Raw genomic sequence first — 26,111 nt, forward strand, 5'->3', positions numbered from 1 at the left:
TAAAAAGGATTTTAATGAAAGGACAAAACAAAACACTCCTCCTATGGATTATCTTAATCCTTATGTTTGCGGCCATCGCTAAAATTTCTTCTGAAAGCCGCCAGGCATACAAGCCTGTGACATACCCGGACTTTGTTAGTGCAATTAAAGGCAAACATGTTGATAAAGTTGTTCTAAAGGGTAAGGACAAGATCTTAGGAAAGTTTAAGGACGGCTATGAGAATGGAGCTTGGTTTGAAGCGACAGGAACGACAGGTGCCGAAACTTTTAAAATTTTAGAAACTCACGGAATCTATCCAGAGTACGAAGCGGAAGAGAAACAAAACGTTATCACAACTTTCTTGCTGCACTGGGGACCGATGATTTTCCTATTCCTCATTGTTATTTTCTTCCTTCGCCAACTTCAATCAGGTGGTGGCAAGGCAATGAGTTTTGGAAAGTCTAAAGCACGTATGCTTTCTCCACACGATAAGAAAGTTACATTTTCTGATGTATCAGGTGTTGAAGAAGCAAAAGAAGAACTAGAAGAAGTAGTAGACTTTCTTAAGGATCCAAAGAAATACACTAGTCTTGGTGGTAAGATCCCTAAAGGTGTAATCCTCGTAGGTCCTCCTGGTACAGGTAAAACTCTTCTTGCAAGAGCTGTTGCTGGTGAAGCAGGTGTTCCATTCTTTTCAATTTCAGGTTCAGACTTCGTTGAAATGTTTGTCGGTGTTGGTGCATCTCGTGTACGTGACCTATTTGAACAAGGTAAGAAGAATGCTCCTTGTATTATCTTTATTGATGAGATCGATGCTGTTGGACGCCACCGTGGACACGGTATGGGTGGTGGACACGATGAGCGTGAACAAACACTAAATCAACTTCTTGTTGAAATGGATGGTTTTGAATCAAATGAAGGTGTTATTCTTATTGCGGCAACAAACAGAATTGACGTACTTGATAAGGCCCTTCTTAGACCTGGTCGTTTTGATAGACGTGTAACTGTTGGACCACCAGATGTTCGCGGACGTTTAGGTATCCTTAAAGTTCATACAAAGAAAACTCCACTTGATACAGCTGTTGATCTTGAAGTAATTGCAAAGGGAACTCCTGGATTCACAGGTGCAGACCTTGCAAACCTTGTTAACGAAGCTGCTCTATTTGCTGCTCGTTACGGTAAGAAGGTTCTTCAAATGATCGATTTCGAACAAGCAAAAGATAAGGTTCTAATGGGGCCTGAAAGAAAGTCGATGGTACTTTCTGATCTAGAAAAGAAAGTAACTGCATACCACGAAGCAGGACACACTCTTGTTGGTATGAATCTTCCAAAGACTGATCCTATCCATAAGGTTTCTATTATGCCTCGTGGAGGAGCTTTAGGTGTGACGCAAACTCTTCCAAACGAAGACATGCACAACTTAACACTTGAGAAAGCTGAAAACTTCATTGCTTTCCTAATGGGTGGACGTGTTGCTGAAGAAATCGTTTTTAACGAAATCTCAAATGGTGCTTCAAATGATATCGAAAGAGCAACTCAACTTGCTTCTAGTATGGTTTGTTCATGGGGGATGAGTTCTAAAATGGGACCTCGTAACTTCCATCAACCAGGTAATTCTCCATTTGGTTCAACTGCACCAAGTGAAGGTGTAGGGTACTCTGAAGAGACAGCACGTGAAATTGATACAGAAATCACACGTTTCTTAGATGAGAATTATAAAGTTGCTAAAAAGATTTTAACTGATCACCGTGATGCGCTTGATAGAATTGCTGAAGGACTAATTGTTTGGGAAACTCTTGATTCAAAACAAATTCAGTCTTTAATCGCTGGTGAAGATATTGGTGTTCCTTTAATTGAAGAGGCCAATAACCAACAAGCACCTTCTCAAAAAGCAGCAGGTGAGTCGACAATTTCTAAACCAATTGACGATCCAAAATTAGCATAATCTAAAATGACTAAAATATCTTTTTTAGGGGTAGTTAACACTACCCCTAATTCATTCTCTGATGGCCACTTAAATCTCGATCAAGACTATCAAATCAAACAATTAGAAAAGTTTAAAAACGCCAATTACGGTATCGATATTGGTGCTGAAAGTAGCGCTCCATTTAATGATCCTGTCTCCTTACAAGAAGAATGGGCCAGGCTTGATTCGTATTTGTTCCAGCACCTTAAGTATCTAAATGAATTTAAAACGATTTCAATTGATACCTATAAGCCTGAAACAATGAGGCTGTTCTTAGACAAGTATGCTAAAGAGTTTGAACGTATTATCTGGAATGATGTTTCTGGTGTTATCGACGATAAATGTATAAAACTTTTAAAGGATTATCCAACGATTGAGTACGTCCTTTGTCACACTCTCGTTCCTGGCCGCGATAAGACTCTTGAGCATATGAATTACTTGGATCCTAAGCTCAATGCTGACTCTATAAAGACTTTTTTCAAGCAGGCAATGGATAAGCTTCAAAGCTCAGGCATAGCTTCTGAGCGAATCATTTTAGATCCTTGTTTTGGCTTTTCAAAAACCACAGATCAAAATCTAAATCTATTAGATGAATTACATGAGATTCAAACAATATCTAAGCGTTGGCTCATTGGCATTTCCAAGAAGTCTTTCTTGCGTCATCTTATTAGCTTAGAGCGCCCAGAGATTCGAGATGATAAACAGGCCTTACTGGCCGCGAGTGAAGGTCCGCACTGGATGTATCTTGGCCAGTTTGCACGTGATTTCAACGAGGTAGATGATCTTATTTTCCGTGTTCACGAGGTTGGAAAAATTACAAAAATTACGTAAATACTCGTGTTTATCAGCTTTTTGGCCTATATATATGAACATTATTTTATAAAGGGCCAAAATGAACAAATTAAAAGTATTATTTTCTATTACTTCACTTTTTATTTCATTCAATGCTTTTGCATATCTTACGCCAAGTATTTCAGATTTAATTGATAATATTGATAAGGCCATTTATGGTGATCTTGATATCGTTGATGTCAATGCAGGAACGTTAATGCATTCTCCTGCAGCAAAGATAAATGCTCATTCGAGTGCTATTGTTGTTAATCGTTGGAGTTTAAACGAAGTAATTAGCGGTAGGCTATTTTCTATAACCGGTTCTGATTTCACAAAGAATGCACGTCTTTGTGAGGGGGAAGAGAAGTTTCTTGACCAGAAAGCGTATGGAAAGTGTAGCGCTGTTCTTGTTGGGCCAAAGCAGGTTCTAACGGCCGCACATTGCATTCAAAATGTTCAAATCGCTTGTGATCGTAAAAGCTTTATCTTTGATGCACGTGAGGATCTTGGAAGTAGTAATGCAACTCAATACTTTGTGAAATCTCAGGTATATAATTGCAAGAAGATTCTTGCCTATAACCAAAGTCGCGATAAGACATTTGATTACGCACTAATTGAGCTAGATCGTACAGTTGAAGGTGGTAGAAAGCCTGTGGAAGTAGAAGAAACTAAACTTGAAGTTTCAGATGAAGTCTATATGATTGGTCATCCAAACGGTTTCTTATCAAAGTATTCTTATAATGGTTTTGTCAGAGATATTGATCCTTTATTTTATATCACTAATCTAGACGCTTTTGGCGGCAATAGCGGTGGGCCAGTATTTTCAAAAGAAAGTAATAAGATGGTTGGCCTTCTTATTCGTGGCCATGATGATTTTGAGTGGGATACTAAAGCTAAATGTAACCGCGTTGTTCACTGCCAAGAAGATGGTTGTGATGGGGAATATGTATTAAAAATCAATGCCATTATTGACGATATCGAAAAGGCCCGTAATAATTAAGAGATGAAATTAGGTCACATCGTTTTATTTAGCTCAAATGCTCATTTAACTTCCACTTTTTTAAGTGAAGTTTTTGATCTTGAAGTTGAAGGAGCGTCTGACTCGGTTGTTGTCTTTAACGATGAGTTACGTTTTCTCGTGGTTGAACGTCCTAAACTTGCCCAAGTTGGTAATAATATCGTTTTTGATTTTGTTGTTGATAATTACGATGAGTTAATTGAGCTACAAAAGAAGGTTGAGTTCGTAAACTATCGACTAGAAAGCTCTGGTGAAAACCTTAATATTCTCTCTAATGAAAAGATACCTGAAATACTTGTGCATGAAGGTGTGCAATTCTTCTTTATAACTGATCCAGACAATCGTCGCTGGAAAGTTACCTTAATTGAGTCCAATTAAATCAAGCCTAATTTTTTTAAGCTAATTTAAATTTTATTTAAGTCACAATTCTGACACCTTTTACTTCGCAATTTGGCCCTAGCGTGTGTCATTTTGACAGGTAAATGCTGGGATGTAGCTGATATCGTAAGATGAACAATTGGCACGGTTTGTGCTTAGTATATAGTAGTTGCCTCAGGCAGGATGCCACAGGCCTTTCTTTATATAAGATATATAAGATCAAAGAACTCAAGGATTGAGTATGCGACTTTTAGTACTTGCTTTGGCCGCCTTCAGTGCGGCCAATATTTCGGCCGATTTTATCATTAAATACAAAGATGGAAGTGTCGAAAAATCAAAAATTAATCCAAGCTCACAATTTTCTTCATTCGCTTTAAGTGACGACGTTGAATACGTGGAAGAAGATTTAAGGCTCTTTGCTAATGGTGGAGAGTACAACGACACTTACTATCCTAGTCAGTGGCACTTCACAAATTACCTCGACAATACTTTCTATCATGCACGAGAGTATGCAACTTCTGAAACAGATACGAGAGTTAATGTAGCAGTTATTGATACGGGGATAACAGACCATTTTGATCTAAATACAAATGTGGTAGGTGGTTATGATTTTATATCCGACTCTGATAATTCAAGAGATGGAGATGGCCGTGATGCAAATCCAAATGATGAAGGGGATTATGGCTCTGCTACTACTGCATGTAATTCTGGAACAAATGCATCAACGTGGCACGGTACACACGTAGCAGGAATTATTGGAGCAAGCTCTAATAATAGTTATGGTGTCGTTGGGGCCGCCAAAAACGTTAATTTAGTGCCACTTCGAGTTTTAGGAGCATGTGGTGGTCTTACTTCAGATATTGCTGATGCTCTGAGATGGGCCGCTGGCGGTAGTGTTTCCGGAGTCCCGGCCAATCCTTATCCTGCCCGTGTTGTAAATATGTCTTTAGGTGCACGTGGTAGTTGTAGTCGTTACATGCAAGAATCAATTGATTTTGCGCGCTCTAAAGGTGTTGTGGTTGTGGTTGCAACTGGAAATTCAAATGCAGACGCTTCTTTTTATACACCATCAAATTGCCGTGGAGTTTTAAGAGTTGGTGCCGTTGCAACAACACGTGCTCGCTCTTCCTATTCAAATTATGGCCGTATTGTCGATATTGCTGCTCCAGGGGATAGTATTCTATCGACTGTTAACAGTGGACAATCAACACAAGGAACAGCTGTCTTTTCAAGAATGAATGGAACTTCAATGGCCGCTGGCTTTATATCAGCAACTGCCGCAATGATCTTTCAAGCAAATCCTTCTTTATATCCAGATCAGGTTAGAGATATCATCACAAGAACAGCTGTTGATTATTATTGCGATCGCAGCTCTTGTGCAAAAGGTGCTGTCGATGCATACGAGGCAGTATCTCTAGCATTTTCGACAACTCCTAATGCAAGTTTCCGTTATAACGATCCCGTTCTAGTAGGTGGAACAGCTGCTTTAAACGATAGCTATAGTAGTGGCAAAAGTGGTGGAGGAGCCTGCGGAACGATTGAAGATGTTAATAATAGTGGCAGCGGTGGAAATATGCTAGCTGGACTTCTTTTGATTATGGCAATTGTCGTAGCTCATCGTATTAAACTTATGAGGCCTTAACGGGACTGCATTCGACTTCAATATTATTGTCGACTATTTTACAACTATCAACTTTATAAATTTGAGCTCTCGAAGAGTGACCATCTAATTTAATAATGGCATTCCTTGGAATCTCTTCCTTTGTTAAAAGCTTTAAGTGTTTATGATCTTTTTCAACGACACGATAACCTTGAACAACATCACTTATTTCAAATACCTCTATAATATCTCGACCGAGTCTATTTTCATCATTGATTATTTTATTAATCTGGTTAATCACAACATCAAAGCCTTGTTGTTTGAGTACAAAGAGATCGATACCTTTGCGTGCGGCCTCCTCTATTACTTGGCTGTCATTTTCATTTGTTACTAAGATAAAACTCATTTCTTTATCAAGTAATGAAATCTCATCGTACAATTCAATTCCATCCATCTGTGGCATCATATAGTCGCAAATAATATAAAGCTTCTCTCCGCGATTAAGCTTAATTGTTTGTATATCTTCAATGGCCTTAAATGGATTAGTGTGAAAACGAACATGTGAGTTAAATGTGTTCTCGAGGCTAGTGGCAAGGAGCTTGGCAGTTTCGTAGCAGTCGTCAATAACCATGATATGCTTTTTCATAGGAACAGTATAATTGACTTAAGTGCTACCATAGGGATAAGTCGTCTAAATTTAGCTTAATTTAGATTAAGTAAGACGTTATTTAAACAGTCTGTAGGCCTATTAAGACCTACAGTGATACCTCTTGAATTTTGTAACCTTCACCGTAAACACTTCTGATGATAAAGTTAGAATTTTTGATCTTCTTTCTAATTGAACTTATATAAGTATCAATCATGCGATCGTTAACCTTATGATTATCAGGAGCGATATGATTGAGGATTTTCTCTCTCGCCAAAACATTTTGCTCATTTTTTAGAAGTAGATGAATTATTTTGAACTCTGAAGATGTAAAATGAATTCTTTCTCCACGTATTTTAACTTCTTGAGATGGGATATTAAGAGCAATGTCGCGGTAATTAATCACTTCAAGTGCATTCTCATTGTTAACAGACTTAAGAGTTGTGCTAATAATGCTTTTAACTTCTGAAGGCTCAAATGGTTTACTGATAAAGTTTATGCCACCAAGTTGATAACCAGTTACTCTTGTATTCACATTATTCTTTGAAGAAATGAAAACAATTGGTGTATCTTTAAGTTCATCATTCATTTTTAATTGCGAGCAAATTTCAAATCCAGATTCATTTTGTAATAGTATATCTAAGAGGATTAGGTCTGGCTTTTCTTGCCAGGCCGTCGCAATGGCCTCATCCTGATTACTTGCTTCAACGATATTATAATTACTTTCTAGTAGCGCCCTAAGCAGGTCTCTAATTTCTTGATCGTCATCGATTATTAATATTTTTTTCATGAATAACTCCTTTATATTCATGAATATAATGTATAAATATATCAAAAAATCTTCAGCTTAATTTAGGTAAACCTTATATAAAATTCTTAAACACTTGTTTTTAAATCTTCGTTATTTGCAAAGCTTTGAATATTATCAAAAATGAGCTTGGCCATATCAGAACGTGCAACATCATTTGCTGAACCAATATGTGGAAGAATGAAGATATTGGATAGTTCTCTTAAAGGAGAGTTACTACTTAGTGGCTCGTTACAAACAACGTCAAGACCTGCCTGTGCTTCTTCATTATTTTTAAAGAAGTCATACATTGCATTTTCATTTATAATTTCACCTCTTGCCGTATTAATTAGAATTAAATCTTTCTTCATTAATTTAAAGGCATCGTGACCTAAAAGCTCATGTGTTGACTGACTATATGGACAATGAATAGAGATGATATCACTTTCTTTTAAAAGTGTTTGAAGATCAACATAAGTTGCATTGCACTCATTTTCAATTTGATCTTTCTTGCTTGGGCCAGTGTAGAGAATCTCTTGGTTAAATGCGCCCTTACACATTTTTGCAAATTGAGTCCCGATTCTTCCTGCACCAATAATTCCATGTTTTAAATCAAATAAAGATTTTCCAATAAAGCCTGCTGGCTCCCATGTTTGCCATTCTTTATTAATTACATTTTGTCTTGCTGCTTCAATTTTTCGTGCACTACAAAGCATCAGTGCCATCGCAAGCTCTGCCGTGGCCTTTGTGAGAACATTGGGCGTGTTTGTGACAGCAATATTATTTTTTCTACAGTAATCAATATCTATATTATTAAAACCAACTGCATATTGAGAGATGAGTTTAAGTTTTGGAAGTTTTTCTAAAGTTTGTGCATCAAATTTATTGCTCAGCATTGAGATAATAACATCACAATCCTTTGCATTTTCGACTATGTCATCTTGAGTGATTGTTCCATGTTTTAAACGATCCCAAATTTTAACTGTATGGCCTTGTTCTTTTAAATCTTGGAATAGGGGACCTTTGATGACATCTGTCGCAAATATCGTTAAATGACGCATGACTTCCTCTGCTGTATTTGAGTTCTTTATACTATATAGTATTTGTTCTATGTAAGACGTTGTAAGCTATCTTCATTTTACATATGCAATCTACATTTTAAAATAGATAATAGAGCTTAAATTTAATCAAAATATATTTCATTGGAGGAAATTTTGAAAATATTAGCAAATATATTAGCAGTAGCACTTTTATCAAGTGCGACAAGTGCTGCAACAATCGCAATTATTGATTCTGGTACAGATATGATGCATGAGCAGATTGCTCCAAAAGCATGGATTAATGAACTAGAAATTCCTGGTAACGATCGAGATGAGGACCGTAATGGTTATCAAGATGATGTCTACGGTTGGAACTTTGCAGAAAGTAATAATCAAGTTATCGACTATAAGTACCTTGGTACTTTAAATGATGACATGGTTAAGTTCTTTGAGCTTCAAGAGAAGTCAATGAGAGGAACAATTACTGAAGAAGAGGTTACTTGGATAAGAACGATTGTAAAAGACGAAGACTTCATTAAGAGAATGACTGTGTATGGAAACTTTATGCACGGAACACACGTCGCTGGTATCTCTGCTGAAAAATCTGATGATGCTAAAATTCTTGCAGTTAAGCTTATTCCAACAGAGGTTAAGCTTCCTGGTCAAAAAATTGCTGTTTATTCATTCTTAGGTGGATTTGTTGAAAAACTAATTAAGGCAGGAATTGATCAACTTGCAAAAGCACAGACTTCAACATTTAACGAAATTGCTTACTATATCGCAGACCATGGAGCACGTGTTGCAAATGGCTCTTTTGGTACAGGTTACCCACAAGCAAAAATGATTGTTGAAACTGTAATGAAGACTTTTTCAAAGAAAGAACCAAATCCAGAAACGGTTGATATGTATGCGAAGTACTTTCTAAGTGCTCTTGTTAAAAACTCTCAATCAATGCTTCAGGCTGCTCCAAATACATTATTCGTTTTTGCAGCAGGTAATGATGGCCTTGATAATGATGTTTTCCCAACTTCACCAACAAATATTCAAGGTGATAATGAAATCTCTGTCGCTGCAACAATTGACTACGATCAACTAGCTCCATTTTCTAACTACGGTGCGAAGATGGTTGATGTTGCTGCTCCTGGTGTAGGAATTCTTTCTAGTGCTCCAGGAAATAAATACATTAAAGTATCAGGAACATCACAAGCAGCTCCATATGTTGCTGGTGTTGCAGGTAAGGTATTTGATATCAATCCTGAACTGACGCCGCTACAAGTAAAGAGAATTATTCTTGAAACAGTTGATGTAAAAGGCTTCCTTGCTGGAAAAGTAAAAACATCTGGTGTTGTGAACTCTGAGCGTGCACATCGTGCTGCTGTTTTATCTCTAACAGTTTCAGTTGATAATGCAATTGCATCAGCGAAAAATGAAGTTTTAGATATGGAGTCACCTCGTCTTGAAAAAGGTGTAAAGAAGCCTATTTATATTGAAGGCTCAATTCTTCCACTTCCATCTAACTTTGTTATGTCAAAATAATTAATAAAAAAGGCCGCTTTAAGCGGCCTTTCTTTTTCTTATAATGTTTCTTTTAATTCTTGTATTGTTCCTCTTTTGGCCGTTCCAAAATCCGGTGTCTTTCCCTTTTGCTCAAGCTCTTTTTTCTTAAGTCCTTTCATGTAGACGACAAGACTTAATTGATTTTTACGAGTAGGGTCTTCTATTTGATTGATGAATGTTTGTACTAAATCAAAGCCATACATTGCAGGCTTGCCCATCACAAGGTTTACATCCCATTCAATTCCTTGCTTGTCTTCATTAGGATTTGTTTCATAAGAGTATTGAATAAGTTCCGTACAAACGAAACGAGAATACGAATTTCCATTGAATGAATAATCATACTTCTTTCCAATACTTTTAAATGTACGCTCTAGTGCAAGCGCCTTATCTTTCTTTGTTAGGTTAGGTCGAAGAATAACCAAATTATCCCAGGCCATTGATGGACCTAGTTCCATAAAAACAACACCTGGCTTTAGTCCTTCAAGTGTTACATATGGCCTACCCTGTTTTTCACTATCTTCATATTCTTTCATAGACTCAGGATATTTCTCTTTTAAATACGACATATAGTCCTGGCATTTCATGAATTCGCTAACGCACCTTTTTGCAAAAACTTCATTTGTTTCTATATCGTCTTTAAAGTAATTATTAAATTTAGAATACTTTCCAATAAACATTAGGCCATGGGTCCAGTTACCTTTAAATACGAGATTAGATAACTTTCCATATCGTTGGATTGCACCAACGTCTCCTGGTTCAAATTCTGCCTCAGAAATTTTCTTGAGCTCATCGACTTTTATTGCATGCTTAATAGGCAGGGCAATATAGCTAAAACTTTTTAAAATAAATTCTTTAATATTGTAGAAGATTGTATAGCGGCCAGCATTCCAACTTGTTTCTCTAAGTAAGCTTTTAAATGAAGTTAGCTCTTGGCGAGATTCTTCAATATCATTTTCAATATCTTCAACAAGAAGCTTTAGGCCCTTATCGTTACCTGCAAGCTTTAACACTTCATCGTCGAGATTGTGAAAATCTGTGATTGTCGCAGCTTTAATGTATCTCAGTTGATAGCGATTATAAGGAGCTGAAATATGATTTCTGCCTGTCTGATTATTTACACGATTGGAGTCGCTTAATTGACGTTTTGTTTCTTTGAAATCTGCTTCAAAATGTTTCGACTCGTAATTTATATCTTCAAAGTCATCTGAAAAGACTGAGATAAAGTTTTCTCCTGACATCATCATGTAGTTCATAAGAGACAGCATTGCTTTGTACTTGGAAGTACGAATTCTTATAAGCTCTAGTGCCTTGGCGTTATTCTTCTTTCTTATATGATGAGTGATTTTTTCTACTGCTTCATCATGTACATGTAGTAAGTAGTCGAGTTGTTCGTAGGCCGCTATTAATTCCAGTCTCTCGTGGTAGCGAACAATATAACGTGGAGTAAAAGTTGTTTGATAGGCAATGTCTTTTGTCTCATAAACGAAGTCCATCAAAGCAGCTTGAAGCTGCTTATCATATGAGGCCGCAGACTTTTGAAAGTCTAAACTATTATATTCTTTTGCCTTAATTGTTAAAGGCAGTGACGAGGCAATTAGTAGCGATATAAATAGAGTTTTCATTCTCTCTTTATAGCAAATTTATTTGAATAGCAGCTTTGGCCTGTAAAGCTTACAGACCAAGTATTAATAGGTTAGTCACTTACCATTCGTGATGACATTGTGGCGGTAAAGCCCATTAATCCAGTTACTTACATCACTTTTGTAGTTATTTGAGAACCTGCGATCACTTAGGCCTCCTGGTAAGACTGTGTAGACGTCTGCTTGATTGTGGTCAGTAACCATTTTCCATGAAGGTACAAAAGAAGTCGTCCTACCATGGGCCTCATAGACTGCCCCTTGGGTAATGGTCGATCGGTTGCCTGGTATTTCAACATTATCAATATCAAAGCCTAGGAAAGCAGGGAGTTTTCCATCAAATAAAATATGCTTCATCTTATAACGATTCTTATCACCCCAGCGCATATTCTTTGGAGCTTGGTGCTGACTTTTTTCTAGTGCTTTTTGAATATAGTGTTCTTTTTCTTTTTTATCTTTAAACCAAATATGGTCAATATCATTTGTTAGGAAAATACGATCAAATAAACCGTAGAAGTCAGCGATAATTGACGTTTCATCCATACAATAAGTTGTGACTTGTTCTCCTAGAAGGTGATCACTAAAGAAGTCTTTAAGTAGGGTGCGATAGAAATCTTCAAATAAAGTTGCTTCACAATTGTCGACATCATAGTTGCGCTTCCAATTTATTAGGCGTTGGCCTATCTCATTCTTTTCAAAGACTGAATGAAAAACGTTAATATAAAGATCTGCTTGTCTTGAGAATGTGTCAGATTGCATCTTTTTAAACATTTCAACGTTATGATCCTTGTTGCCAATCAATAGCTCTTCAATTCTATCTTTTCGATAAGATGCCATCGGCGCATTGATGGCCGTTGGGAATTGCTCATGCTGAATTCGATTATTAGCAGTTGCAATTATTTTAATATCAGGGTTTTTGTAATGATATAGTTGATTGCCTTCATGATAACCTTGCCAGATATTTTGCTTAAAATAACCTTCAACAGGGTATAGGCCAGAATGGGCCCTCTTTGGAAGTACTCCAGATTGATGGTAACCAATATTTCCGCTTGAATCTGATAATAGCCAATTACAGCTAATGGCCACATTAGAAACACATGCGAATAAATCATCGACATTTTTTGCGTAGAGAAGATCTATGATGGCCTTTAGTGTTTTTGCGCCACCTCTTTTTCGACATGACCACGCCATCGATAAGTAGTGTCCATCAGTTATGCTCTCTAGCTCACTATTGACTTCAAGAAAGCCAGCATGAGTTTCACGCATATATATTTCGACATCTTCTTTCTTCTTTCTTTTAATGAGATCTCTTCTTATTTTGAAATCAAATAGGTTTGATTCAAATCGATACTTATTATCACGGACCTCTTCTATGAAGTGATCTACCATATCCATGAAGCCGTATGTGAATGAAAAGGCCGTATCATCACTTCTTCCCATAACAAATCCTGGTACACCAGGCATAGAAATTCCAAAAAAGTTACCAACATTTTTTATATTGGCCTTCATTTCATACCAAATTGCAGGAAGTCGATTACATTCTAAATGCGGGTCACAGGCATGTATTGCATGTCCCTGCATATTTGAAACCCAGTTATTTGAAGCTTGAATCTTTGGAATGTTTTTTAAAAATTTATAACTTTCAGGAATAAGTGGATTGTAGATTCTAACTTTATTAACAAGATTAACTTCACTATCTGTAATTGTATCAAGAGCACCTTTGGCCAGTGACTTAATTCTTTCGACCTGTGTTTGTTGATCATTTTTGTCATCTAATTTTTGCGCGTTCTGTAGTAATTGAATAATTAATTTCTCTAGATCCTGTTGCCCTTGGGCCAGTCCTAGAAAGCTCATTGCTTTAATTGTTAGGATTGTATCACTTATTGTCCACGCACTTGGTTTATGGCCAAGAATTTTGAATTCAAAGGGATAAGCTTCGTGAATGGCCTTATTTATCCCATCTACATAGTGTGTTAATAAGCTATTTGTTTCTTCATCAATATTTTGTACTTCTTCTTTAGCATAGTGATTAATACCCAACTCACGCATATACTTATCAATTGCAAAAGTTTCCTCACTATCTTTAATGCACTCACACAAACGACCTTGTGCGATTAGACGCAACATCTCCATTTGCATTAAACGATCTTTGCCGTGATAGTAACCTTGAGCGAAGAGAAAAGAGTTGACGCTCTCGCATGAAATCTGTCTAGTGACATTATCTAAAACATCTGAGGTATAATCTAAATTAGGTTTTTCCATATATTAATAATGACACGTTTAGCGTTTCCTAAAAAGGAATTTTTTAGGATATAATATGTAAAATTACATTCAAGGATTATTTTATGACGACAATTGATCAAGGCGTAGATCACTCGAAGATTCCAGATTTAGAACACAGAAATTTTAGAAATGATGACTTTTGGAAACAAATTCCTGCTTGGGAAAATGTTACTAGAGGTGAGTTCTCAGATCATATGTGGCAACTTAAGAATTCGATTCGAAAAATTGACCAAGTTAAAAAAGTTCTTGGTGATAAAATTTCAGATGAGTTTTTTGAAGACCTAAAGCAAGGTCAACATATAACTCCAATGAATATTCGTATCACTCCATATGTATTTGCATTAATTGATTGGGATGACCCTGTTAACTGTCCTTTAAGAAAGCAATTCCTTCCTATTGGATCTCAATTCCTAGAAGATCACCCTATGCATATGGCCGACTCTTTAAGTGAAGATGTCGACTCACCAGTTCCAATGCTTACTCACCGCTATCCAGATAAGGTACTTTTTCTACCTCTAACAATTTGTCCAGTTTACTGTGCTTATTGTACACGCTCTCGTGTTATTGGTGGCTCTACTGAGACTGTTGAAAAAGAATCATATGGTGCAAATCAAAAGCATTGGGATAATGTATTTGCATACCTTGCAGCTCACCCAAAAGTTGAGGATGTTGTTATCTCTGGAGGGGATGCATTCATGCTTAACCCTAAGCAGATTCAATACATTGGTGAAAACTTATTAAAGATCCCTCATATTCGTCGTATTCGTTATGCTACGAAAGGGATTGCAATTTTTCCACAAAAGATCTTAACAGATGATGCGTGGATGGAAGCGCTTATTAAGGTTAATAACCTTGCCAAGGGTTTTGGAAAACAAATGATGATTCATACTCACTTTTCTTCTCCACTTGAAATTACGAAATGGTCTCAAATGGCCATGGAACGTCTTTTTAGCGAAGGCATCCTTGTTCGTAACCAGGCCGTACTTCAAGAGGGCGTAAATAATCATGTTGATACGATGGTTCTATTAACTCGTAAGCTTGGTTATATGAATATTCAGCCGTATTATGTTTATATGCACGATATGGTACCTGGTTGTGAGCACTTCAGAACAACTCTTGCTGAAGGTGAAGAGCTAGAAAAGGCCGTTCGTGGTACGACTGCTGGTTTCAATACTCCTACTTTTGTATGTGACCTTCCTGGAGGTGGTGGAAAACGCCATGTTGCTTCTTATGAGTACTATGATCAAGAAAATGGAATCTCTGTTTGGCGAGCACCTTATGTTAAGCCAGATAAGTTATTCACTTATTTTGATCCGATTCATAAATTAGCACCAGATGCTAGGGATCGATGGAAAGATGCGGCCACTCGTAAGGCCATGATTGACGAAGCAATCGCTAAAGTTAAGTAAAAGTTAAGTAAAAGCTAAGTATCTAATATTACACTTGTGTGTGGCATTAAGTTGGCACACGCAAGTTATTGATTTTCCGAATTTTGTACCTAAAATTAAACATTTATATTCTGCTTGAGTAAATTACTCATTATTCCGATAAAATATATATAAATTTAATCTTAAGGGAATTAAGAGGGAAATATGTTTCGTCTCATAATATTATTCACATTCACTACCTTGTTCAATTTTCATACCTATGCTTCAAATGAAATGGCCAAGCTTGCTACTGAAGAAGCGAAAAAGCTAGAGGCAATTGTTGGCAAGGGAAAAGAAATCGATAAGAAAGCTTTAAAAGCTTATATGAAAGAAAACCTTGATGGCACTAGTGATGAATATATTCAATTTCTCATTGATAAAGTAAAGAAAAAGCCCGTAAACACTCGTGCTAGAGAATTATCTCTTCTAATTTATACAGAAGCAAAATTTATTCCAAAAGGTGGCCCATGTTATTCACCAACTAATCAATGTGTGAAAGGTACAGTATGTGGACTTCCTCTTTATTCAAATTCAAAACATGTTTATGAGAAGTGTCTGGTTTCAAAAAAAGAAAATCAAGCTTGTTCTCCTTTAGAAGACTTTTGTGAGTCTGGCTCATGCAAGAAGATGAAGCGTCTAACAAATATTAATACATGTAGTATTGAAAAAGACTCTTGTTCAAAAGATAGCGAATGTTGTTCAAATTCATGTGATAAGACTCGAAAAGTATGTCGTGCAAATTATAAGTGCTCAAGTTGTTTCAGTGTTGGTCAACGACCTGATAAAGGCGGTGAGTGTTGTGAGTCTCTATTTAAAAACTCAAATGGAGTTTGTGCTCCAATTCTACCAACATTCTCAAAGCTGATGAATTTATTAATTCCTAGTGCCCATGCCTTTGGCAATGCAGGTGATTCATCAGAGATTCAATTTAAGGTCTCTACACTTAAGTCAAAATTGAGTGCTTTACTATCAAATAATCAGGTCACAAGCTCTAGAGCTAGTACATATATGGCAACTGTTGATAGTGAGTACAATTCATGTTTATCAAAACCTGAAAGAGTATATGATAATGATGCTCCAACTCGTTACCCTCGTAAGGAATGTTTTGAGCAGCTATACGTTGGTGTCTCAACAGAGTACTCTCATCAACAACAAGTTGCTGCAAAAACAAGTGAGGCCACTAAATTACTAGATCACTTTAAAGAAGAGACGCAGGCAAATCCAAAGCATCCTCAAAACTCAAGTGATGCCTTTAATAAATTTGCGGCCCCATATCAAAATGCTATTGTTTCTTGTGCCAATAAGGGTGCTCCTCTCGGTTCAGACCATAGCACTCGCATGAAACTTGTTAATCAATGTATTGATAACGCTAAGATCACTATTAATGATGGAGTCGTAGAGGCAAATTATATTTCAATGATGACAGGGAAGGAGACAACTGACCCTGACTACACTCTTTATAATGGCCATCAAAATGCTTCACCTCTATTTGAAGATGTTTACGTCTCAGATATGAAGTCTTGTCGTGTAAATCTATTTGGTGACTTTTTATCTGCTCAGTCAAATGACTACTTTGAAGTTATGATGATGATGTATGCAATGGACTATACTACTGGTGGTAAGGACGAAGGTGACTTCTTTCATATTAAGTCTCAGTACAATACATATCGTCCTGCTAGTGGAAGTTATACTGGAACAGACAACCAACCGTATAATTGGAATATTCAAACGAATTCAATGCGTGGATTTAATTTTTCTCGCTTCGATCCCTCTATCGTAGGACGTGGTAAACCGCTGTGGGATGAATTTGATTACACTGTGGGTGAAGAGGCCTTAAAAGAGATCACAAATTATATTGAAGATTTACCAAAGAATGAAAAGAAAATATTCCTTCACTTATTCTATAACGGAAAGCTTACACCAGAAGCACGTAATAATATTGTAAATTACTACATGAAAGACGATGCAAAGTTTCTTGAAACTTTTGATGGCAATGATCCTAAGTCTGGTGCTGGACGCTATAATATTCGCGATGTGGTTCGTTTTGAGGCCATTAAGTATAAGCACTCTCAATTTAAGCTCTATTCTGTTTTAAAGAAAAGATCTCTTGAGATGATGTGTCGTTGTGTTGATACTGTAGGGCCGATGAGTCCAGAAGACTGGCTTCAGCCAGATGTTGAGGCCAATTACCTTGCTAATTGTAATGGGTTAGGAAAGTATGACACTTACGTTTTAAATAATGAAAAAGAAGTTTGTGATGAGACTGGTGGAAACTGTAAGAAGGTTTCTGATAAAGACTATATGCAAACAATCACAGAAAAAGAAAAGCAAGGTGTTGAGGCCCTTGGTGGTGAGTCCGCTGTTGAAGAAAACTCTCTAGGAAATGCTGTTGTTAAAAATGATGGATATTCTCTTAGAGATAGAGAACAAGACTATTTTGTGCAAACCCTAGATCAAGTAACTGCTTGTATTGGAAGTGGTGAGTGTACAAAATCTTCTCGTTACGGAGAGTTTGTTCAAAATGGTAAGGTTACTTTTACAGATGCAAGAAAAGAGACAGCAAAGGGCCATGGTATGGACTTTACTCTCTTTTTACGTGATATGGCCCTGATGAAGATTAAGGCCATTGAAGATGCAACTCTACAAAATATTAGCGCTGGTACGGCCCTTTTTGAATACACTGTGCAGTGGCTTAAGGAATACAATTGGAATTACATCAAATACAATGGAAAGAGGTACACTCTTGGTAAGAAGTGTCTCTATCCTGTATGTTGGATTATGAAGCTAATGAAGTTCTTTGGACTCCATAAAAATAGCCTTATTGGAAATCTCGTAAATATCACAACAGGTGGGATACTATTTGGTAGTGACTACGATGTTGATCTTGACCCTGAAAGAGGGCCAGAAAATATTTGTGGACCTAGAACCAGCTCGACTTGGAAGATTGCACGCGTTCCAGTCGGCCGAAAATACAAGATTAAATGTATGAGTTTTCACTCCCAGAATAATGATGTCTGTAATAAGGAACTTGCTGCAGGTGCTTGTACGAGAAATACTTATGCTAAAAAAGAGGGAAGTGTTGCACTTAAACTACTAGATCCGTTCTTACCAGATATGTCGAGCCTGTATTCGACAAATTATACTTCACGCACAAAGATTCCATTTAATGCTGGAAAGAATGATATCCACAATTACTATGTGTTTAATGATCGAATCACAAATTTCTATCGTGACCATGCAAGAGGCTATTTCTTATCGACTCTTGTTTCAGAAGATAATGGTGATGAAAAAGAAACTGAAGACCGTAGAAGAATGGCCGATGAATTTGCCCAATATGCTTATCGTTACCATTTTTATGCGCCAAAGGTGAGTCGTCTTGACTACTATATAACACCTGGTCTTATTCCGTACTTTGAAATGTTAATTGCAAAACTTAATAATTTCATGGGACAAACACTAGCAAATCTTTCTGGAACGGCAGCATATGCTTTAAAAATGCATAATTACTATCATACTGTTAACGACGGTATTAATGCTTCCACTAATGTTGAGCGCAAGCAAACACACCGTGGTATTCCAGATGTTCAATTAAATAATGGATTTGGCCAGTTTACAAATTGGTTAGGTGGTTTTAGTACTGCAGGCGTTAAATTTGCTGATGCACTTAAGGGTGAAAAGACTCTTGATTCGACAGTTAGTGGAAAACTTCAAACAGGTGGAAATTCAACTAACTCAGCTATTTCTCGTTTAAGTAATGGTATTAGAAAGCAGCTTGATCGCAATGCTAAGAGACGTAAAGATACACAACTAATGAAAGACACCCTTGCAAAACGTGGTAAGAGTGGTGAATTTGCTTCTCTTCAAAGAATTGCAGATAAAAGAAGTGCTGAGCATAACTCAAACCTTTCTTCACTTACAGATTCTTTCCTTAATTCAACTCTAGGAAGTTCAGCGGCATCTCGTATTAAAAATCGTATGGCCAATCAGGGCCGTGGTGATGGAAGTCTATCTGGTGAAGGTTATACTCAAGGGGAAATCAATCCAGATGCACTCTCTTCAAACTCTAAGAACGCACGCGCAGCAAAAGGATATGGAGCTGGAAGTGGTGGCGATGGCCTAAATGGTTCAGGTGGCGCTGGAACGGATGGTATCGGAGCTGATGGATCAATTGCTGCAATTTCATTTGATAACCTTGATGAGACTGACGGACTTTTTGATATGGATGATGGTGCGATGGTTATGCTTGGTGATCAAAAGATGACTGCAGGCCAACTTAAAAATTATATTTCAAATATTAAAGATAAGCGCCAGCGCCAAAACCTTTTTCAAAGAGATGATAAGGAGTGGGAGCGTGAAGGTGTAACCCTATTTGAACTGATTTCTCAACGCTATCAAGAATCTGCATTTCCAAAAATGCTCAAATAAAAAAGGCCGCGATAAGCGGCCTTCTTTTTTAATCTTTCAGTATTATGATCCTGCAATCATTAAATCTTTGAAAAGAATTTTTGGTGTAAAGAATGAGTGGTCACTCGATTCTTCAAGCTTGTCACCAATTAGCTCAATTTCACTTAGCATTTTAAAGAAGTTTCCACTAACTGTTACATCTTTAAAATAACCTTCAATTTCACCGTTATTCCATACACGCCCACTTACACCTAGTGAGAATTCACCACTAATTGGTCTAATCCCACTGTGAAGGCCCTGAGCTGTTAGGATTTCGACATAACGTCTAGAATTAAATTCGTCTTTTGTATTTGTACCAGCTTCAATGATGAAGTTTGAAGTCGTTGCTCCTAGTGCAGACTTCGCTCCACGAGTGGCACAGAAGTTATTGGCAAGACCTAGTTCTTTTGCTGTGGCACTATTGTGTAGAAACTGGGCAAGTTTACCATTTTCTAAAAGAGTATTTACTTGTTTCTTTTTTCCCTCTCCATCAAATGGACAAACACTATAACCACCAACGTAGAAAGGGTCGTCTTTAAATGTTAGGCGAGAGTCAGCAACTAATTCTCCTAGCTTGTCACGCCATGGATTTGACTTATCGATGGCCGCACGTGCACTAAATAGAAGCATAAAGCTTGAAAGAATATTATCAAATAAATCAATTTCAAAATTTACGTCATAGTCACCAGTTTTAATTTGTTTAGCATCGATGAAATTATTAGCTACTTCTAGCGAGCCATTGATGACCTTATCATAGTCAAGATCCCTAAAGTCTCTCTTGGTATCTGCTAGGTAGTGCATAGCATTTTTATCTCCCTTTTTAACAAGGGCCGAAGTATATGCTGTGTATGCCTTTGATTGATGAGTACAAAGAACACCTTTTGAGTTACCAATGGCAAAGTTTGAAACACCTTCTGCAATCCCGTTATAAGGAGCACTTTGGCAATTTTCATCACGACGCCTTACTTCTGATTCTAGATAGAGAGACTTTTCAATCATATCATTTGCATCTGGTGTGTGAGCGATATTCACACTAGGATTAGCGTCATCGAGAGAGATTCCTTCTTCGATTATTTGGTGCTCATCTATCTTTGAGAACTTTGAGTTTTGAGAAGCATTGTATAAGGTTGTGCGAATCGCTTCGTCACTTAAGTCCTCTGTAAAACTTAGTCCGATTCTTTGATCCTTTACAACACGTACTCCAAGAGCTCCAGTATTTGACTTCTTATATTCACTTAGTTCACCTTGTTCGGCCTTAAGTGAAAATGACTCAGATCCTGAGATGATAACGTCAACGTTATCGATTCCCATATCCTTTGCCATATTAAGGGTGCGGTTAATATAGTCTTTTTGTAGCTCTGTTTTATTCTTACTCATTATTTACCTCCACCCACAAGAATTTCATCAACTTTCAGGGCAGGTTGTCCAACTGTTGTGTTTACTCCACCTGAAATTGAACCACAAACACCGGCCGCAAAATCAAGATTATCTGAAACCATTGATATTTGCTTTAAAGCATCTGGGCCTGTTCCAATTAGAGTGGCCCCTTTTACAGGATCTCCAATCTTTCCATTCTTAATCTCGTAACCTTCGATAACAGAGAAGTTAAATTCACCTGTACCAGGACTTACTGAACCACCACCCATTTGAGCACAGTAGATACCGTGATCAATTGAAGCGATCATATCTTCAAACTTATCCTTACCCGCTTCAATATAAGTATTTCTCATACGTGAAGTTGGTGCATATTTATAGTTTTCACGACGTCCAGAACCAGTACGCTCAAAACCAGTCTTCATTGAACCCATCTTATCAACCATAAAGCTTGTAAGCTTACCGTCTTTAATAAGTTGAGTCTTTTGTGTCTTCATTCCTTCATCATCGATATTGATTGAACCCCAGTAGTTTTGATTAGTACCATCATCAACGGCACTAACTACACTAGAGGCAATCATTTGATCCATCTTATCCCAGAAAACAGAAGCTTTTTTAGCAACTGAAGTAGTTTCTAGTAAGTGACCACAAGCTTCGTGGAAGATAACGCCACCAAAACCATTATCAATAACTACTGGCATTTTCCCAGCTGGACATGGCTTTGCCTTAAGCTTAGTTAAAACTTCTTTTGCCAGTTTTTCCGAAATATACTTAGGGTCTTGACCTTGAATGAACTCCCACCCAAGCATCGCTCCTGGAGAGTATCCTGCACTATCTTGAATCGTTCCGTCTGATGCAATACAAGACGCTCTAAGGCGTACATAGTTTCTCTCATCTGTTACGTGAAGTCCTTCGGAGTTGAAAATTTCAACCTCTTGGAAGCGTTGACTTGTTCCAATTGGAACTTGTGTGATCTTATCTGTTGTCCCACGAGTCAGGCGATCAATTTCAAGTAGAAGTGGAATTTTTTGATCAAGAGAAATATTGTTTTTAAGTCCAGTTTGAACAAAGTGATTTTGAATTGGTTTCTCAAAATTAAAATTTGTTGCAGTAACGAGAGGATCACGAAGATCTTTTGCACTTAAAGATGAAACAATATCGAGTAGTTCTTCTTTATTTGTTGAATTTGTATAACCGTAGAGAACTTTTGTTCCATAAAATAAACGGATACCAATTCCGAAGTTAATTCCGTTTTCAATATTTTCAACATTCGAACTCTTAATGCTGATTGATTCAAACGTTTGGCGATCGACAAAAATTTCTGCAAAGTCAGCGCCGCGAAGAAGTGCGTAGTCGATAACTTCCTTTGCAATTGTACTATCTAACATCATTGTGTTTCCTCCAAAATATTAGAATATCTTAACAAAGAATGGGGGTGATTAAAAGGCAACAAGCGTTTTTGAGTTGAATTTAAGCTGCTTCTGGTTCGTTTTTTTCCTGATCCTTAAGCTTTTGCTGAACACGTTTCACGCTTGGACTGTGACGCTCTGAACGATCTGTGGAACGGCGAGTTGTTAAACTTGTGATACTAACGAGTAGGTCATTATGACGAGTTGTGATTTCATCAAATTGATCTTTATCAAGTCTATAAAGCTCACAATAACCAATAGCGCGAACATTAGCGTTTCGCTTGGTGTCGTGTAAAAGAGCACTCTCTCCAAAGAACTGGCCTTCGTGAAGAGTTGCAACAACATTTCCATCACTCAGGATAACCTCAACACTTCCGTGACCAATAAGGTACATTTCGTGTCCAGTTTCACCAATATTGATTATTGTTTGGCCTGGGCCATAGTATTTTTGCTCAAGGGCCGCGGCCACTTCTTTTAAGCAACTTGAACTTAGTGTTTTAAAGATAGGTAGATTACGAATAAGTTTTATATTCATATAAACTGTAAGCTCTCCTTGAAGTGCTTGAGGCAGTTCATTAATAATCTTATTATCATTTTCAGTTAATCTTTTTGTGACAAGGTGATTGTAGTAACTATAAACATTTTGCTGAAGACGTTCAGGAACGTTGTAATGCTTCATAAAACTAACTAGATCATGCATTTTTTCACGGTTTTGCTGCTTATAGCGCTCACCATCTTGGACCATCTTGTTGACTGTACCAATAACAAAACCGTAGACACCAACGCCTAAGATCATAATAACCATGGTAAAGAGACGTCCTTCATTAGTTGTTGGCGTAATATCTCCATACCCAATCGTTGTCAGTGTCGTTACTGTCCAATACATGGCAGTGATATAGTGAGTTGCACGATCTTGTACAAGAGACTGGTCAATAGGAGTGATCATAATCCAGCACAGACTAATCCAGTGTACAGCAACCATAAAGAGTGTAAGTACAGCTGTGAATTTAATCATCTTAGGAACAAAGGCCAGATTTGAAACCATCTCAAAGAGACGTGCAATTCGCACTAGGCGAAAGAGCCTAAAATAAGTAAAGGCATGAAAGCCAAATGCGTAACTTAAAATATCATAGGGTATAGAGGCGATTAAATCGATCCCTATTAGTGCATACCACTTATTCTTATGGGCCTTAGACGTAAAGCTCATATTCTGCGATCTCTTCTTACGAATTCTAATAATCAAGTCACAAACAAATAGTGAGGATACTGCAAAGTCACAAAAGAGTTGCCACTGTTGAATTTTAGTTTGAAAGATAAATGAAAACGGCGCTTCGATGGCGGTAAAGATAACTGCTGCAAAAATGATCGCATTCCATAAAATTTCTTTTCTTGTAATGTGTTTATTGTTGATCATTTTGCTCTTTTTAAATGAAAATCGTTAACAGTTCCTTATTAAATAGTCGGTTATTTATTATATTTCTTTAGGCCTTTCTGGTTTATTACTTTGAATTGTTAATTTTTTGTAAACAATAATTCGTCTTATTGACCAAATTTACGATTAATCTCTATCATATTGAGAATATTATTTTTTAGGAGTTAATCTAAAATGCTAAGAATTGGTTTATTTTTACTTACAAACATACTGGTCGTTGCCACAATCGGTATCGTTCTTAATTTACTTGGTATCCGCGGCTATATGACTGAAGCGGGGATGAATTATAATTCCCTGATCATCATCTGTGCTGTTTGGGGACTTGGTGGGTCTTTTATATCTTTGGCCCTTTCTAAATTCATGGCAAAAATGGCCTATCGCATGACTGAGATCTCTCCAAATGATCCTAATTATGGATGGGTTGCTCAAGCAGTTCATCAATATGCGCGCGCTAGTGGAATTAAGAACCCTGAAGTTTATATTTATAACTCAAATGAAGTAAATGCTTTTGCTACAGGGCCAAGCCGTAATAATTCAATGGTTGCGGTTTCTGCAGGTCTGCTTCATACAATGAGCCGTGATGAGGCAGAAGGTGTAATTGGCCACGAAGTCGCTCACATTGCAAATGGTGATATGGTGACAATGGCACTTGTTCAAGGTGTGGTAAACGCTTTTGTCATGATCTTATCGCGAATTGGGGCCATGGTTATCTCAAATGCACTTCGCTCTGATGACGAAGAGGGACCAGGACTTGGGCCTTTTGCCCATATGGCGCTTGTCTTTGTTCTCGATATTATTTTTGGCCTACTTGCTATGCCTATTACAATGTGGTTTTCACGCTTTCGTGAATATAGAGCAGATGCAGGAAGCGCGAAATTAGCTGGCCGTGAGAAAATGGTTGCAGCTCTTCAAAAACTTCAGCAGAGTACAAAAATGGTTGATAACTCAGATCCAAATCTTACAGCTTTTAAGATTTCGAGTGGGCCATCTTTTGCTGAGCTTTTTAGCTCTCACCCAAGCCTTGATAAGCGTATTCGCGCACTACAGACAGGCCTTTAAGATTCCTTTAACGTAAAATTCGTAAAAGCTTCTAATATACTCATGCCCCTTTTCACATTTGAACTTGGGGCATGATTAATGACAATACCATCACATGGTGCAATGATAGGGGAGATAACCTCTTCTAAGCTTTCAAGTTTATCAAAGTGATAGACACTCATGATCTTTTCACCCTTCTTAAACTTTTCTCCAGGAGCTTTGTGATACTCAATAAAGCCTGCACTTGGTGAAAAGAAGCCCTTGTAATTCTTTAATTCGCAGAAGTATTGTGTATTCTCTTTTGTGTTGATTTGGTCAGAAGCAATAACACCTCTCTTTACAAGGTAATTGTAAATATTGATCGCATCTATTTGGCCGGCCTTAGAATCTATAACTTCCTCACTGCCTAACTCTAGTGTGTAGGATTCAAAAGCATTTTGACTTTGATGAACCTCATGAAACTTTACCCATGGAAAAAAGCACGCCTCATCCATTGCTCCTCCAAACTCAGGAGGTATAACGAGATGGAAAGGGAAATTAAAGTCGGCCATTTTCTCTTTAAGATAATCTGGCCCGTAGATATAGCGACAACCAACACCTGCTGTGTGAAGATCGAGGACTATATCCGCATCACTTGCTAATTCTTGAAGAGTAATAAAGAGCTGCTTATTTTCATCGATTCCATAGGCCTTGTGATAACTTCTATATTCAGAAAATTTACTTTTAAGAAGTTCCTTATAAGCCTGCTTATTTTCACAGGCCTTAATTTCTTCTTCACTTATGAATCCTTGTCCCTCTTTTTGAGCAAAGAGGTTTAGATACATTCGATTCCAATTATCTCCTGTAATAGGGTTAAAGCGTCCATAAGTATAGGTTCCCATCTTTACTGATGTCGCATATGGGTTTGCATTAGGAATCATCCTAATTCTTGCATTTATCTCTTCGTCTTCTAAAAGGTTTAAGAGTTTGAATATTGCCATATTCCCTTGTAGCTCAGCTCCATGAACATTTGCTTGGATATAGATTGTTGGCACACTCTCATCAATTTTATCAGGTATTAAATCGTAGATATGAATTTGGTACTGGGCGTGGTTTGTTTCATCAATTGCAATTGTGCTTTTTTCTAGTTTCCAATTAGACATGCTCAACTCCCTAGTGCCTCATTTATAAGTCACTAAATTTTCGAAATTTGACAGATAACCATCTAATTATACATGAAAACCTGTAAGTTGTTTGAATTAATCAAAATTTAAATAATAATTAAG

Annotated in this window: 18 protein-coding genes; 9 read left to right on the plus strand and 9 right to left on the minus strand. The window is 37.3% G+C overall.

Annotated features, from left to right (window positions below):
- Positions 1–14: 14 nt before the first annotated feature.
- The 5 genes from ftsH to ABMA70_RS01380 all read left to right on the plus strand — a co-directional run bounded on the left by ftsH (position 15) and on the right by ABMA70_RS01380 (position 5,815).
- Positions 15–1,925, plus strand: a complete 1,911-nt coding sequence (gene ftsH / locus ABMA70_RS01360; protein ID WP_392991998.1) for an ATP-dependent zinc metalloprotease FtsH — start codon at positions 15–17, stop codon at positions 1,923–1,925.
- Positions 1,926–1,931: 6 nt separating this feature from the next.
- The gene (locus ABMA70_RS01365) at positions 1,932–2,777 is read left to right on the plus strand and encodes a dihydropteroate synthase (RefSeq protein ID WP_392991996.1); all 846 of its coding nucleotides are present in this window, start codon (positions 1,932–1,934) and stop codon (positions 2,775–2,777) included.
- 61 nt (positions 2,778–2,838) lie between these two features.
- Positions 2,839–3,777 carry a trypsin-like serine peptidase gene (locus ABMA70_RS01370; protein ID WP_392991994.1) on the plus strand — a complete coding sequence of 313 codons (939 nt, stop codon included), beginning with the start codon at positions 2,839–2,841 and terminating at the stop codon, positions 3,775–3,777.
- A 3-nt stretch (positions 3,778–3,780) separates the two neighbouring features.
- Entirely contained in the window at positions 3,781–4,173 is a 393-nt protein-coding gene (locus ABMA70_RS01375) for a glyoxalase/bleomycin resistance/dioxygenase family protein (RefSeq protein WP_021267033.1), read from the plus strand.
- A gap of 241 nt (positions 4,174–4,414) precedes the next feature.
- A complete protein-coding gene (locus tag ABMA70_RS01380; protein WP_103217199.1) occupies positions 4,415–5,815 on the plus strand; it encodes a S8 family peptidase in 1,401 nt (466 codons plus the stop codon).
- On the opposite strand, the gene ABMA70_RS01385 is transcribed toward ABMA70_RS01380, so the two are convergent.
- The 3 genes from ABMA70_RS01385 to ABMA70_RS01395 form a co-directional block, all read right to left on the minus strand.
- Positions 5,802–6,419 carry a response regulator gene (locus tag ABMA70_RS01385; RefSeq protein ID WP_103217200.1) on the minus strand — a complete coding sequence of 206 codons (618 nt, stop codon included), beginning with the start codon at positions 6,417–6,419 and terminating at the stop codon, positions 5,802–5,804. The genes ABMA70_RS01380 and ABMA70_RS01385 overlap by 14 nt on opposite strands.
- Before the next feature lie 109 nt (positions 6,420–6,528).
- A complete protein-coding gene (locus ABMA70_RS01390) occupies positions 6,529–7,209 on the minus strand; it encodes a response regulator transcription factor (protein ID WP_158246814.1) in 681 nt (226 codons plus the stop codon).
- 86 nt (positions 7,210–7,295) lie between these two features.
- Positions 7,296–8,267 carry a 2-hydroxyacid dehydrogenase gene (locus tag ABMA70_RS01395; RefSeq protein ID WP_392991989.1) on the minus strand — a complete coding sequence of 324 codons (972 nt, stop codon included), beginning with the start codon at positions 8,265–8,267 and terminating at the stop codon, positions 7,296–7,298.
- A gap of 153 nt (positions 8,268–8,420) precedes the next feature.
- On the opposite strand from ABMA70_RS01395, the gene ABMA70_RS01400 reads away from it, so the two are divergent.
- Positions 8,421–9,782: a S8 family serine peptidase gene (locus ABMA70_RS01400; RefSeq protein ID WP_392991987.1), complete on the plus strand. Its 1,362-nt coding sequence runs from the start codon at positions 8,421–8,423 to the stop codon at positions 9,780–9,782.
- A gap of 38 nt (positions 9,783–9,820) precedes the next feature.
- Here the strand turns inward: ABMA70_RS01400 and ABMA70_RS01405 are convergent, their stop codons facing one another.
- Together ABMA70_RS01405 and ABMA70_RS01410 are read right to left on the minus strand one after the other, a co-directional pair.
- Entirely contained in the window at positions 9,821–11,425 is a 1,605-nt protein-coding gene (locus ABMA70_RS01405; protein WP_392991986.1) for a hypothetical protein, read from the minus strand.
- 75 nt (positions 11,426–11,500) lie between these two features.
- Positions 11,501–13,702, minus strand: coding sequence for a penicillin acylase family protein (locus tag ABMA70_RS01410; protein WP_392991984.1), 2,202 nt, complete (start codon positions 13,700–13,702; stop codon positions 11,501–11,503).
- An 83-nt stretch (positions 13,703–13,785) separates the two neighbouring features.
- On the opposite strand from ABMA70_RS01410, the gene ABMA70_RS01415 reads away from it, so the two are divergent.
- A complete protein-coding gene (locus tag ABMA70_RS01415; protein WP_392991982.1) occupies positions 13,786–15,132 on the plus strand; it encodes a KamA family radical SAM protein in 1,347 nt (448 codons plus the stop codon).
- Between the two features lie 183 nt (positions 15,133–15,315).
- A complete protein-coding gene (locus tag ABMA70_RS01420; protein WP_392991980.1) occupies positions 15,316–19,575 on the plus strand; it encodes a hypothetical protein in 4,260 nt (1,419 codons plus the stop codon).
- A gap of 42 nt (positions 19,576–19,617) precedes the next feature.
- On the opposite strand, the gene ABMA70_RS01425 is transcribed toward ABMA70_RS01420, so the two are convergent.
- The 3 genes from ABMA70_RS01425 to ABMA70_RS01435 all read right to left on the minus strand — a co-directional run bounded on the left by ABMA70_RS01425 (position 19,618) and on the right by ABMA70_RS01435 (position 23,790).
- Positions 19,618–20,970, minus strand: coding sequence for a TldD/PmbA family protein (locus tag ABMA70_RS01425; RefSeq protein ID WP_392991978.1), 1,353 nt, complete (start codon positions 20,968–20,970; stop codon positions 19,618–19,620).
- Positions 20,970–22,355, minus strand: coding sequence for a TldD/PmbA family protein (locus tag ABMA70_RS01430; RefSeq protein ID WP_103217567.1), 1,386 nt, complete (start codon positions 22,353–22,355; stop codon positions 20,970–20,972). Before ABMA70_RS01430 ends, ABMA70_RS01425 begins: the two co-directional genes overlap by 1 nt.
- 82 nt (positions 22,356–22,437) lie before the next feature.
- Positions 22,438–23,790: a cyclic nucleotide-gated ion channel gene (locus tag ABMA70_RS01435; protein WP_103217209.1), complete on the minus strand. Its 1,353-nt coding sequence runs from the start codon at positions 23,788–23,790 to the stop codon at positions 22,438–22,440.
- Between the two features lie 192 nt (positions 23,791–23,982).
- Between ABMA70_RS01435 and htpX the strand changes: the two genes are divergently transcribed.
- Complete coding sequence (htpX, locus tag ABMA70_RS01440; protein ID WP_103217210.1) at positions 23,983–24,867, plus strand: protease HtpX; 885 nt, start codon at positions 23,983–23,985, stop codon at positions 24,865–24,867.
- Here the strand turns inward: htpX and ABMA70_RS01445 are convergent.
- A complete protein-coding gene (locus tag ABMA70_RS01445; protein ID WP_392991976.1) occupies positions 24,864–25,988 on the minus strand; it encodes a succinylglutamate desuccinylase/aspartoacylase family protein in 1,125 nt (374 codons plus the stop codon). The genes htpX and ABMA70_RS01445 overlap by 4 nt on opposite strands.
- Positions 25,989–26,111: the final 123 nt, after the last annotated feature.

Origin of the sequence: Halobacteriovorax sp. XZX-3, assembly GCF_043196495.1 — a bacterium.
Lineage (GTDB): Bacteria > Bdellovibrionota > Bacteriovoracia > Bacteriovoracales > Bacteriovoracaceae > Halobacteriovorax_A.

Bases quoted from the DNA above. Each gene is read 5' to 3' on its own strand.
- ABMA70_RS01435 (WP_103217209.1), bottom strand. From the start codon at position 23,790: ATGATCAACAATAAACACATTACAAGAAAAGAAATTTTATGGAATGCG.
- ABMA70_RS01445 (WP_392991976.1), bottom strand. From the start codon at position 25,988: ATGTCTAATTGGAAACTAGAAAAAAGCACAATTGCAATTGATGAAACA.
- ABMA70_RS01365 (WP_392991996.1), top strand. From the start codon at position 1,932: ATGACTAAAATATCTTTTTTAGGGGTAGTTAACACTACCCCTAATTCA.
- htpX (WP_103217210.1), top strand. From the start codon at position 23,983: ATGCTAAGAATTGGTTTATTTTTACTTACAAACATACTGGTCGTTGCC.
- ABMA70_RS01425 (WP_392991978.1), bottom strand. From the start codon at position 20,970: ATGAGTAAGAATAAAACAGAGCTACAAAAAGACTATATTAACCGCACC.
- ABMA70_RS01430 (WP_103217567.1), bottom strand. From the start codon at position 22,355: ATGTTAGATAGTACAATTGCAAAGGAAGTTATCGACTACGCACTTCTT.
- ABMA70_RS01395 (WP_392991989.1), bottom strand. From the start codon at position 8,267: ATGCGTCATTTAACGATATTTGCGACAGATGTCATCAAAGGTCCCCTA.
- ABMA70_RS01370 (WP_392991994.1), top strand. From the start codon at position 2,839: ATGAACAAATTAAAAGTATTATTTTCTATTACTTCACTTTTTATTTCA.
- ftsH (WP_392991998.1), top strand. From the start codon at position 15: ATGAAAGGACAAAACAAAACACTCCTCCTATGGATTATCTTAATCCTT.
- ABMA70_RS01390 (WP_158246814.1), bottom strand. From the start codon at position 7,209: ATGAAAAAAATATTAATAATCGATGACGATCAAGAAATTAGAGACCTG.
- ABMA70_RS01385 (WP_103217200.1), bottom strand. From the start codon at position 6,419: ATGAAAAAGCATATCATGGTTATTGACGACTGCTACGAAACTGCCAAG.
- ABMA70_RS01405 (WP_392991986.1), bottom strand. From the start codon at position 11,425: ATGAAAACTCTATTTATATCGCTACTAATTGCCTCGTCACTGCCTTTA.
- ABMA70_RS01375 (WP_021267033.1), top strand. From the start codon at position 3,781: ATGAAATTAGGTCACATCGTTTTATTTAGCTCAAATGCTCATTTAACT.
- ABMA70_RS01380 (WP_103217199.1), top strand. From the start codon at position 4,415: ATGCGACTTTTAGTACTTGCTTTGGCCGCCTTCAGTGCGGCCAATATT.
- ABMA70_RS01410 (WP_392991984.1), bottom strand. From the start codon at position 13,702: ATGGAAAAACCTAATTTAGATTATACCTCAGATGTTTTAGATAATGTC.
- ABMA70_RS01415 (WP_392991982.1), top strand. From the start codon at position 13,786: ATGACGACAATTGATCAAGGCGTAGATCACTCGAAGATTCCAGATTTA.
- ABMA70_RS01420 (WP_392991980.1), top strand. From the start codon at position 15,316: ATGTTTCGTCTCATAATATTATTCACATTCACTACCTTGTTCAATTTT.